This is a genomic window from Streptomyces sp. NPDC031210 (assembly GCF_055570395.1).
This window is the reverse complement of record NZ_JBVIHH010000011.1, coordinates 137,103-148,770: the sequence shown is the minus strand read 5'-3', so window position 1 is coordinate 148,770 and position 11,668 is coordinate 137,103. Positions and strand designations below refer to the sequence as shown.

Sequence of the window (11,668 nt, the reverse complement as noted above, 5' to 3'; positions counted from 1 at the left end):
CGGCCAGCCGTCGTCGGCCCCGGCCGCTCGGTCATCGTCCGCGCGTGGGCGGGGGTCGGCCGGCCGCCCCTCGCCGCCTGCCCGCGCCGGCTCTGCTTTACGGTGGGGGCGGCCAGGGACACTATTCGCTCACGCGCTGGGGGTTGCGGACATCCGTGAGAGGCGCTAGCAGCAGCATGGCCGCGAGCCGCGAGCCGCGAGCCGCGAGCCGCGAGCCGCGAGCCGCGAGCCGCTGACGGCTGTGGGGGTGCGGGGCCCGGGTCCGGATCGGGGCCGGGGCGGGGACCGGGATTCGATGACGCCGGGCACGACACCAGCCACGGGCTGATACCCCCGCTACGGGTGCCCGTCGGTGCGGACCCCGAGCGATGGCAGACCTTCCACGGCGAGCGCGTCGTCGTGGCCGTGGCCCGTACGGTCACCTCGACCGTCCGAATCCTCGACGTGCTCCGCCCCGTCTTCCGCGACGACCCACGCGTTTCACTCGTCTTCGCCTTCGACCCCACCTCCGCGTTCAACGACGGCGTCCACGCTCTGCTCGGCTCCGTCGGCGCCCGCGTCCTGCCCTGGCACCAGTTCGGCCACATCACCCCCGATCTGATCATCACGGCCTCCGAGAACGCCGATCTCACCACCGCCGACCACACCGCTCCCGTGCTCGTCCTCCCGCACGGCGTCGGCTTCCACAAGGTCGTGCCCGACTCCCGCAGCGACCAGGACCGGCTCGCCGGAGTCGTGCCCGAGGCACTGCTGCGCAGCGGACGCGCCCGGCTCGCCGTCTCGCACCCCGACCAGGCCGCGCAACTGGCCGCCGCCCACCCCGCGACGGCCGGTCACACCCTCCTGGTCGGCGACCCCTGCTACGACGCCCTGCTCGACGGACGCGACCTGCGCGCCGTCTACCGCGACGCCCTCGGTATCGAGGACGGCCGACGGCTGATCATGCTCAGTTCGACCTGGGGCGAGCGCTCCCTCCTGGGCCGGCATCCCGCACTGCCGGCCCGTCTGCTGGCCGAACTGCCGCTGGACGAGTACGCCGTCGCGCTGGTCACCCACCCCAACATCCTCGCGGCACACGGCCGCCACGCCCTCCGCTCGCTACTCGACTCCGCACTGGAGGCGGGACTGCTCCACATCCCGCCGACGGCCGGCTGGCAGGCCACCCTGCTCGCCAGCGACCTGCTGATCGGCGACCACGGCTCGGTCACCTTCTACGGCGCCGCTCTCGGCACGCCGCTGCTGCTCGGCGCGTTCGGCGAAACGGAAGCCGTTCCCGGCACGCCCATGGCGGAACTGGGCCGGATCGCTCCCCGCCTCGATCACCGGTCCCCGCCACTGCCGCAGATCGAGCGGGCGATCAGCCCCGAGCCTCCTTCCGACGGCAGCGCCGACCGCCTCCGCAAACTCGGGGAAGGCGCCTTCGCCGTGCCCGGCCGCGCCCTGGAACTGCTCCGCACCACCGTCTACGACCTGTTGGACCTGCCCGAACCCACCGGCCCGCCGCCCCCACGCCTGGCCCCCGCACCACCGGTGCCGCAGGACGACCCGACCACGGTCACCGCCACCTACGTGACCACCCGCCTCGGTGACGGGGACGCCGGCCCCTGGGTCGCGGTGCGGCGCACCCCCGCCGCGGCCGCCGCCTTCGCCTCCCCTGATCTCCTCGCCCCTGGCCTCCCCCTCCCTTCTGCCGCCGAGGCTCCCGGCGGGCCGTGGCGTCATCTCTCGTGCGCGGACGATGAGCGGGACCGGCGGATCTCGGAGAGCGCGTCGGTCCTCTTCCGCCGCTCACCGGCCCGGACAACGGTGGCCGCCGACCGGTGGATCGAGGACACCCTCGCCCGTTTTCCCGGCTCTTTCCTCGCCGCCGCAGCCGTCGCCGGACGCGGATGCCGGGTCGGTCTCCGCGACGGCCGGACGGTCGAGGTGTCCGCCACCGGCCTCGTGGACGACCCCGCAGTCCTGGCCGCCGTCGTCTACGCCTGCCTGCGCGCCCACCGCCCGCCGGAGGGCCTCATCGGCTTCACCCTCGGTCAGCGCACCGAAGACGCCGCCCTGCGCCTCGTCCGGTAGCGGTGGGCCCCCGAACAGCACGGGCCAGTACGGGACAACACGGGTCCGCGAACGGCAGGCGAGCTTGGCGCCCCCTGGCTCCGGTGCTACACGCCCGCCTCGCCTGCCCTTCCCGTCCCTCCCAACTCGCTCGCCTCCGTGTGCCCAAGGTCATCCGCGCTCCCCCTGCCCTTCGGGCTTTCCCCGTCTTCCCCGCCTTCCTCTTCTGCCACGGCTTCCACGGCTTCCACGGCTTCCAGCAGCCTGCGCCGCAGCTCGGTGGCGCGCGGGCCACCGCCCGCCTCGTAGATCTCCAGCGCGCGCCTCAGATGCCGCCGCCACCCCTCCCGGTCTCCGCGCTCCCCCGCTATCTCGGCCAGCGCCTCGCAGGTCTGTGCCTCGTAATGGACGGCGCCTCGTGCCCGCAGCATCCGCACCGCCTCTTCCAGGGAAGCGACCGCTTCGTCGCCATGCCCCAGCTTCCGTTGCGCGCCGCCGAGGGCGGCCAGTGCCCGCGCCCCCATCCGGCGGTCATCGATGGCCATGAACCGGTCGTAGGCGTCCCGCAGCGTGACCAGCGCGTCCGTCGTGCGGCCCACGGCATCCTGCGCGCAGCCCATGAAATGCAGGCCGATGGCGATACCGCGCTCGTCACCCGCGGCGTGGTAAAGCGTCATCGCCTCCTCGTAAGTGGTGATGGCGCGGGACGGGTCGCGGCGGTCCCAGTACCGGCCGTAGAACTCGCGCACGGACGCCCGCAACAGGGCGTGGCCGGACTCGTCGGCGCGGGCGAGGGCCGTCTCCAGCTCGGAGCGGGCCCGGTCGAACTCCTCGCGGTCCATCAGGGGACGGGAGAGGAGCGAACGCAGTCGCGCTTCGGCGGCCGGATCGCCGTCCGCCGCCGCCTGCTGCGCCCCGAGTTCACCGGACTCGATCCAGTCGTGGAGATACCGGCGGTTGAGGTAAAGGGCGGTCAGCGCCTCCGCCAACTCCCAGGCCGCCCGGTGCCATCCGTGCTCCGCTGCGGCCCGTTGGGCGGACAGCAGTTCCCCACGCCACAGGTCCAGCCACTCCAGGGCCTGCTGCCGGTCGTCGAAGCCCGTGCCCCGGTCGTCAGGGCCCAACCGCTCGACGTAACGGCCGATGCGCATCCGACGTGCCATGACGGCCAGGTCCGCATGAGCGGCCCGGGTGAGCAGGTGGTCCACCGTGCGGCGTACGGCGGCCGTGCGCTCGTCCTCGCTGTCCACTTCGGCGGCCTGTTCCCGGGCGTGCAGGCGTACCAGGTCGTGGAAGTCGTACCGACCGTCGGCCGCCACCGTGATCAGACTCGCCGCCTCCAGGACATCGAGCTGTTCCTGTGCCCACCGGACCGTCGTCGCGGCTGCCGCAGCGGCCGCCCCGGCGTCCCAGCGGCGTCCGGGATAGAGCCCGAGCAGGCGGTACAGTCGCGCGGCCTCCTCGGACAGTCCGTCATACGCCACACCGAACACGGCCGCCACGGCCCGCTCCCCTCCTCTTCGCAAGGCGCTCAACCTGCCGCGCTCGTCGGAGAGTTCCGCGGCGAGGGCCTCCGGCGCCAGCCTCGGGTGCATCACCAGGCGGGCGGCGGCCACATGGAGCGCCACAGGCAGTCCCCCACAGCTCTCCACGATCCGTTCCGCGGCGTCCTGATCGCCCTCGGCGATCCGCTCAGGCCCGCACAGACGCTTGAGCAGCCTCAGGCCGTGCTCGGGCTCCAGCGGTTCCAGGGGCATCAGACGCGCTCCCACTTCCAGCAGCTCGCCGAGCGTTCCCTGGCTCGTCGCGAGGACGACGCTTCCCGGCGCGCCCGGAATCAGCGCGCGCACCTGGGCCGGCTCGGTCACATCGTCCAGGACCACCAGCACGCGCTCTTCGGCCGTGTAGCTGCGGAACATCCCGGACAGCTCGCCCAGCGTCCCCGGCAGATACTGGTCCTCCACCCCCAGGGCCCGCAGGCAACTGCTCACCCCGGCCGAGACATCCCCGCCCACCCGCACCCGCAGCTCGGCGAAATCGACGTAGAACTCGCCGCCAGGGAACCGGCCGCGCTGGCCCTGCGCCCATCTGCGTACCGTCGCGCTCTTGCCCACTCCCGGCAGTCCGCTGAGGACCGCCATACCGCCGTCTTCCGCCACCCAGCCGGTGAGGGTGTCGAGCACCGGCTCGCGATCGACGAACTGCGCCACGGCAGACGGCACCTGACGGGGCACCGGCAGCTTGGGCCGCGTCACTTCGAACCGCACATCGCCCTGGATCACCCCGGCCTGCACGACGTGCCCGTGCGCGCTTCCGCCGAAATCGTTCCGTACGCCGCCTTCTCCCGCCCCGGACTCCCCCACGTCGCCCCGCCCTCTCCGCGATCCGCCCGTCGATTCCTTACGCCAGAACGCTACTTGACGGCACTGACAACGCGACGGCGGCGGAGGGCCGCGTGCGGTCGCGGCGGTCAGCGACACGATCACAACAGGGCGGCACCGGTGAGAGTCGGTCGCCGAAGAGCCTTAATTCGATCAAGACAGCGCCGATTAACGACACTTCAGGGAACTTAAGAAAGAAAGCGGGGAATTGACATGTCGGCGCTTCGCTTTCGGAGCTCAAGGAATCGGCGCATCAGGAAGCACCGGCATTCCCTGGCCGATGTTCTGGAACGCCTAGGAGACCGGGCCTTCGGCCGCCGCAGGGCGTTGGGCGGCGTGGCCGGCCCGGAAGGAAAGTTGGCCGGATCCGAAGGTCACCGTGTGCGGGCGAGCCGGCGGGACGGACCCGCCTCGGATCAGGCGCCGCCGGCTCCCGCACCCTGCCGTTGCTCCCTCTCGGACCCCAGGAGGCGTTGGGCGAGGGCGAGCGGCGCGTTGAGGTCGCGGGCCGGCGCGGGCGCCTTGGAGCGGTGTGCGGGGAGGCGCTCGACGGTCGTGGCGCCCGTGTCGGACTCAAGGGTGGGGGCGTAACCGGCCGCGCGGAGGGCTTCCAGGGTGGCGGCCGGCGGGCTGGCGCTGACCAGGACGGTCGGGGCGATGGCACGCAGTCCGAGAGCGCGCAGGGCGCGGTGGGCGGCGAGCTCGCCGAGGAGGGCCTCGTCGTCCGAACGGATGCAGGAGGCTGCGGGCAGCACGCGCATCCGGCCGTGGTTGCGGGCGGCGTCCTGGAGGAGGTAGCGCAGTGGTTGCGGCAGGGTGCCGGTGGCCGATGCCGCGGTCAGGTCGTCGAGCAGGGTGCCGGCGGTGTGGCCCGCGTCCAGGGCGCGGCGTACGGAGGCGGGGGTGAAGCGCCAGGTGACGGCGTGTCCCTCGGATTCCCGGTCGGCCGACGCGCTGAGCAGCACGGCGAGGCCGGTCGCGGGCCGGCCGGGGACGACGGCGGTCAGGTCGGCCTGGAAGTGGGCCTGTTCCAGGGGCGGCGGGAGCAGGTCGCGCAGCGCCTCGTTCAGAGACCGGGGGTCGGCGAGGAGCGCGCGGCCCAGGGGCGTGAGCGTGCCGTGGGCGGTGAGGCCCAGGTAGGCGGCTTCGTGGAGGGTGTGGGCGGCGCGTGCCCCGGCCGTCGGCTGAGCGGTGACGGCGAGGGGCCGGTGCCAGTGGGCCGCGCGCAGGAGCCGTTCCAGGGAAGCGTCGACCCGCTGTTCGTGCTCGGGGGCTTCCGGGGCCGTCAGGGGCGGCAGGGCCGCTCCAGGGTTCAGGGGGACGTCGGCCAGAGCGGCCAACAGGGCGTGCCGCAGGGCGGGGGCGTGCCGGTCGTCGCCGCGTTCCATGGCGGTCGGTGTCTGCCCGGCCGGCGTGTGGGTCGGCACGGCCCACAGGGCGGACCAGGCGGCCAGGACGGGGGCGAGACGCTCACCCGGTGAGCGGGCGAGCCACTCGTCGTAGGCGCTCGTGGGCAGCGCCGTGATACCGGCCGGGGTGCGGGTCAGTGCGATGAGGTCGGCGGCGAGCGCGAGGTCGAGAAGGAGCCGGGTGTGCGGCTCGGTGGCTCCGGCCTCCTTGGCCAGCCGCTTGATCTCTCGTACGGCCAGCCCGCCCGACTTGCGCAGTGCCGCGGGCCGCGTCGCCAGGGAGGCGAGCAGGCGCTCCATGGCCGCGGCGGAGGCGGCCGCGGCGGCCCGGGACTCGTCGTGCGGGGAGGCCGGCGGGACGGCACCGGTCGGCCCGGGGGAAGCGGCCGCCTCGTCCGCGACGGGGCGCGGCGCCCGCGCGGCGAAGGGGCCGAGGTCGTGGGCGGCGAGGAGTTGGGGACTGCGCGGGGGCACGACGACGGCGCCGTCGTCGTCGGGGGCCGCGAGGGCGTCGTCGTAGAGGGAGCGCAGGGCGGTCTCGGCCGCGGTGCGCGCGGGGCCCGGGGTGGTGGCGCCGAGGGCGGCGTAGACGTCTTCGGGTGGGACGGGGACGGTGGCCAGGTGGGGGAAGGACAGCCGGTGTGCCATCAGGGACTGGTAGTCGGCGCCCGGGGCGGGTACGGCGGGGGTGGGGGCGTCGCGCCCGGCTCGCTCCTGGCTGATGCGGGCCGTGGTGGCGAGTACCTGGAGCCGTGGGTGATCGAGATGGAGCACCAGGTGGTGGAGGGTTTCGTAGGACCACAACGCGCTTGCCAGGTCGCGGAGTCGGGTGGCCGCGGGGCGGCGGGCGAGCGGCTCGGCGTGGCGGGTGAGGAGCGCGGCGAGCTGTTCGGGGGTGCGCTGTGCCAGGGACCGGGTGAGTGTGTCGAGACCTTCCACGGGCTTGAGGTTAGTCATCGGGCGAGCAGGGCGGTGAGGGCGCCCACGGGGTCGGGGTCCGCCGGGCCGGTGGGCCACCAGTCCTCGGCGCCGGGCTCGGATTCGTACGGGTACCAGCGGTTGTCGTGGCCGAAACGGAGCTGGAGGGTGCGGGTGGAGTCGGTGAGGTGGTTGTGGCGCGGCCGGAGGGCGGGGAGGTCCGCGGCGAGAAGGGCGCTGCGGGCGCGGTCGAAGTCGCCCGCCGGAGGGTCCCAGGGTGCTTCGAGGAGCGTGAGCCCTTCGCGGCCGCCTTGGCGCCAGGCGGCGACGGAGCGGGCCACGTCCGCGGGGGTGCGGCCGGTCGCCGTCGCCAGGTCGCGGTAGAGGGCGCGGGTGGTGGAGGTCAGGCCCGCGGTGGGGTGGGCGGTGGCTGCCAGCCGGATCGCGTCCTCCCAGGGGGGAAGGTCCGGAAACGGGCTGCGGACGGCGAGCGGGCCGCCGGCCGCGGGAGCTGCCGCGGCGGTTACGCAGGCATGGGCGCGGGCCGCGGCGTCGGCGGCCAGGAATTCCAGGGCGGCGGGGTCGAAGGGGAGGCCCTCGGCGTCCGGGAGGGCGAGCGGCCGGCCGGCGTGCGCGGGAGCCGGAAGCGGCGGCGGGAGCGCCGGCCGGGGACGGTCGGCGAGGGCTTCACGGGCGGGGATTCCTCGGGTGGCCCCCTCCGGTGGAGAGGCGGGGGCGGTGGGTTCGCGGGTTACGGCGGCGTGGTCCGCCACGGTGGCACCGGAGGAAGCGGATTGCGGGGCCGGTTCGCGGCCGGGCGCGCCCTTGGCCGGGCCGCGCCCTGGCGCAGCACCGGTGACGCTGTGGGCGTGGATTTCGCGGGCGGTGTGGGTCGCGTTGCGACGCGAGAGGGCGTCGAGGAGTTCGGTTTCGCCCCGGCCGCGCATCAGCAGCAGGACGAAGGGGTCCGCGTCCAGGAGGCGGGCGACCTGGAAACAGAGGGCGGCGGCGTGCTTGCAGGGGCGCCCGTTGTCGGGGCACGAACACCGGGCAACGAGGTCTCCCGGCCCCGGGAGCAGCCCTGCCCCGCCTTCGGCCAGCGCTCTGGGCAACTCCTTGGCCAGCAGCGCGGCGAGCTGCGCGGGCTCGGCGGCGACCGCGTCGAGGAGGTCGTCCCATTCCTCGTCGGAGAGCGTCCTCAGACGGACTTCCGCACTGTAGGGGCGGGGCTTGCTGCCGCGTACGGAGGCGACGATGCGGCCCGGTGTGACGTTGATGGTGTCGACGTGGCCGTCCCGGGCGTACGTCCGGCCCCGCTCCAGCCGGGCCGGGTCGAGAGCGGTGGTCTCCAACGCCTCCAGCCACGCGCTTCCCCACCACGAGGCGGCGAACTCCCCACCGGCCCCCGTGGGCGCGGGCAGCGGCGGAAAGGTGCGCGAGCGGTCCGCGCGGGCCAGGCGGTCGGCGGCCACGGCCCGCTCGGAGGCGGCGGGCCGCCCCAGGAAGCCGGCGCCTCCCGGGATACGGGCCCGGTCGGCAGAGGGGCGGCGGGGCTCGTCGCCGGGGGGCCGGTGGCCGCCGGGAGATGGGTACGGGCTCATGCGGTCCTCCTCAGGGAGACGAGGTCCGCCAGTTCGGCGTCGGACAGTTCGGTGAGCGCCCTCTCGCCACCGGAGAGCACCGCGTCGGCGAGGGCTCTCTTGGCGGCGAGGAGTTGGGCGATGTTGTCCTCGACGGTGCCCTCGGCGATCAACCGGTGTACCTGGACGGGCTGGGTCTGGCCGATGCGGTACGCGCGGTCGGTGGCCTGCTCCTCCACCGCCGGATTCCACCAGCGGTCGTAGTGGATCACATGGCCCGCGCGGGTGAGGTTGAGGCCCGTACCCGCCGCCTTCAGCGAAAGCAGGAAGACCGGGGCGTGGCCCGCCTGGAAGCGGTCGACCATCTTCTCCCGCTCGGCGACGGGCGTGCCGCCGTGCAGGAGTTGGTTGGCGATGCCGCGGGCGGCGAGGTGGCGTTCGAGGAGCCGGGCCATGCCCACGTACTGGGTGAAGACGAGCGTGGCGCCGCCCTCGGCGAGAATCGTGTCGAGCAGTTCGTCGAGGAGTTCGAGCTTCCCGGACCGCGCGGCCAGCCCCGGGGCGGCTTCCTTGAGGTACTGCGCGGGGTGGTTGCAGATCTGTTTGAGGGCGGTGAGCAGCTTCATGACCAGGCCGCGGCGGGCGATGCCTTCGGCGGACTCGATCCGGGTGAGGGTCTCGCGGACGACGGCCTGGTACAGCGCGGCCTGTTCCCGTCCGAGAGCCACCGGGTGGTCCGTCTCGGTCTTCGGCGGCAGTTCGGGCACGATCCCCGGGTCGGACTTCTTGCGCCGCAGGATGAACGGACGCACCAGTCCGGCCAGCCGCCGCGCCGCCTCCGGGTCCTCGCCGCCCTCGACCTCGCGGGCGTGCAGGGCCCGGAAGGTCTTGAGCGAACCCAGGAGCCCCGGCGTGGTCCAGTCCAGGAGGGCCCACAACTCGGAGAGGTTGTTCTCGACCGGGGTGCCGGTGAGGGCGATCCGGGCCGGTGCCTTGATGCCGCGCAGCGCCTTGGCCGTGGAGGACCGCGGGTTCTTCACGTGCTGGGCCTCGTCGGCGACGACCCACGCCCAGGGCCGGGCGGCCAGTTGGGCGGCGCTGCCGCGCATCGTGCCGTAGGTGGTCAGCACGAAACCGCCGCGCAGGTCGTCGAGGCTGCGGCCGGCGCCGTGGAAGCGGCGTACGGGGGTGCCGGGGGCGAAGCGCTCGATCTCGCGCTGCCAGTTGCCGAGGAGGGAGGCGGGGCAGACGACGAGGACGGGGGCGGTGGGCTTGCGGTGGAGGTGGAGCGCGATGACGGTGATGGTCTTGCCGAGGCCCATGTCGTCGGCGAGGCAGCCGCCGAGGCCGGTGGACGTCATCGTGTCGAGCCAGGCCATGCCGCGGAGTTGGTAGTCGCGCAGGGTTGCCCGCAGCCCGGGGGGCTGGGGCAGCGGGCGGGCCTCGGTGGTGAGGCGGGTGCGCAGCGCGGCGAGGGCGCCCAGGGGCACCACCTCGACCTCTTCGCCCTCCACCTCCGTGGTGCCGCCGAGTGTCGCGGCGAGGGCGTCGACCGGGTCCAGGTAGCCCAGTTCGCGCTTACGCGCCTTGCGGACGAGCGCCGGGTCGACCAGCACCCACTGGTCACGCAGGCGGACCACGGGGCGGTGGGCCTCGGCGAGGGCGTCCATTTCCGCTTCGGTCAGCGGGACGCCGTCCATGGCCACCTGCCAGCGGAACTGGAGCAGTTGCTCCGTGTCGAAGAACCCGAAGCCGTCCGCGGCCGATCCCGGGGCGGGGCGCAGCACCGCCGCCGCGGTCAGGCCGCGGGCCAGTTCCTTGGGCCAGTGAACCGCCACTCCGGCGGCGCCGAGCCGTGGGGCGGCCTCCCCCAACAGGTCGTACAGCTCGTTCTCGCTCAGCGGCAGGACGTCGGGGACCGGCCGCTCCAGGAGGCGGGCGAGCGGGGGCCAGACACGGGCGGCGCGCCGCAGGGCGAGGAGGGTGTCGACACGGGAGCGCGGCCCGAAGTGGTCGGGGCCCTCGCCTTCCCACAGGCTGACGGCGTCGGCGACCAGGGTGGGGTCCGTGAGGCTGTGGACCTGGAGGACGGCGGCCGCCGCACCGCGCTCCTCGGTGCGAGCGTCCTCCCCGGTGTCCTCGTCGGCGCCCTCACCCCTTCCCCTCTCCACGTCCTCCTTGGTGTCGAAGAGCTTGTGCGGTGCCAGATCGAGGCGCAGCGAGAGCCGTACGCCCGCGTCGACCCCGGCGGCGACCTCCGCCGCCCATTCCCGGGCGCCGGGCAGACGGTGGGGCTCACGCACGGCGTACGGGCCGCCGGCCACGAGCCCGGCGGCGGGGGTGCGCGGCAGGGTGTCGGCGACCGCGTCCACGAAGAGCCGTACCAGGGCGACCGGGTCGGGCAGTTGGAGCGGACGGCTGCCCGCGAGCGGGACGGCGTGCGCCTCCGCGGGCATGGCGGCGGCGATGGCCCGCAGGTGGGCGACGTCTTCGGGGTCGAGGGGGCCGGCGCGCCAGGCGTCGGCGTCCTCCAGGGTCAGCCCCGGCAGCAGTCTGCCGCGCGCGGCGAGGTGGAGGGCGTGAAGGGTCGCCGCGCCCCAGCATGCGGTGGCCGGGTGGGCGGCCGGGTCGTGCCGGGCCCGGACCAGGAGCGGTACCGCGTCGGCCAGGGGCAGGAGCACGGCGGGGACCGTGCGGCTGCGGGCGCCGTTTCCGTGGCGGCGGGCGACGGTCAGCTCGGCGGGCTCGCCGGCCGACGCCCCTCCCCCCGCCGCGCCCCCGGCGACGCCTTCACCGCTCCCGGCCGCGAGGTCCGGCAGCGGACCGCCCTCGGGCCGCCAGAAAGCGAGCCGCCCGGCCCGCGGAGGTTGCGCGGGCAGGAAGACCGCGGCACAGCCCGTCAGCGCGTCAGCCGCCCCTGGGACCGTTCCGGCTCCGGGCGGGAACGCGCCCGCTGTCGCCTCCCACCGCCTCGTCATGCGATCTCCTGCTGCCGGTTCCCATAGATCTTGATGCTTCCGGGCCGCTCGCGGCGCCTGCCCGGTCTGCCGGACCTGACCGCCCACTGCGGCCCCGACCTGCGAGTCTACGGTCGCGCCCACCGCTCCCCCTTCCGTGCCCGGATCCGGCCCGAGCCCGCGGCCGGCGTGCGACCGCCGCGCCTGCTCAGCGTGAGTTCGATGGAAGCAGACGGCACTGACAACGCCCGTCCGCGCGGCTGACAGGACGGAGTTATCCACAGCTCGAAAATCGCTTCCCACTCGCCCGCGAAAATCCGTTACAGTCAGTGACGAAATCACTCTCGGTAATCAAACGATGTCGGTGAGGA

Annotated in this window: 5 protein-coding genes; 1 reads left to right on the top strand and 4 read right to left on the bottom strand. The window is 74.3% G+C overall.

Translation table 11 applies throughout. The features are described from left to right. Positions 1-342: 342 nt before the first annotated feature. On the top strand, positions 343-2,073 hold the full coding sequence (locus ACZ45Z_RS21190; RefSeq protein ID WP_468364484.1) for a CDP-glycerol glycerophosphotransferase family protein: 1,731 nt from the start codon (positions 343-345) through the stop codon (positions 2,071-2,073). Between the two features lie 86 nt (positions 2,074-2,159). On the opposite strand, the gene ACZ45Z_RS21185 is transcribed toward ACZ45Z_RS21190, so the two are convergent. The 4 genes from ACZ45Z_RS21185 to ACZ45Z_RS21170 all read right to left on the bottom strand — a co-directional run bounded on the left by ACZ45Z_RS21185 (position 2,160) and on the right by ACZ45Z_RS21170 (position 11,318). Further along, positions 2,160-4,415 (bottom strand): hypothetical protein, encoded by a 2,256-nt coding sequence (locus tag ACZ45Z_RS21185; RefSeq protein WP_468364481.1) that lies wholly within the window; start codon positions 4,413-4,415, stop codon positions 2,160-2,162. A gap of 434 nt (positions 4,416-4,849) precedes the next feature. After that, the gene (locus tag ACZ45Z_RS21180) at positions 4,850-6,781 is read right to left on the bottom strand and encodes a helicase-associated domain-containing protein (protein ID WP_468364479.1); all 1,932 of its coding nucleotides are present in this window, start codon (positions 6,779-6,781) and stop codon (positions 4,850-4,852) included. Between the two features lie 14 nt (positions 6,782-6,795). Next, a complete protein-coding gene (locus ACZ45Z_RS21175) occupies positions 6,796-8,361 on the bottom strand; it encodes an SWIM zinc finger family protein (protein ID WP_468364478.1) in 1,566 nt (521 codons plus the stop codon). After that, positions 8,358-11,318 (bottom strand): DEAD/DEAH box helicase, encoded by a 2,961-nt coding sequence (locus ACZ45Z_RS21170; protein ID WP_468364476.1) that lies wholly within the window; start codon positions 11,316-11,318, stop codon positions 8,358-8,360. The genes ACZ45Z_RS21175 and ACZ45Z_RS21170 overlap by 4 nt, the downstream gene beginning before the upstream one ends. Positions 11,319-11,668 lie beyond the last annotated feature (350 nt).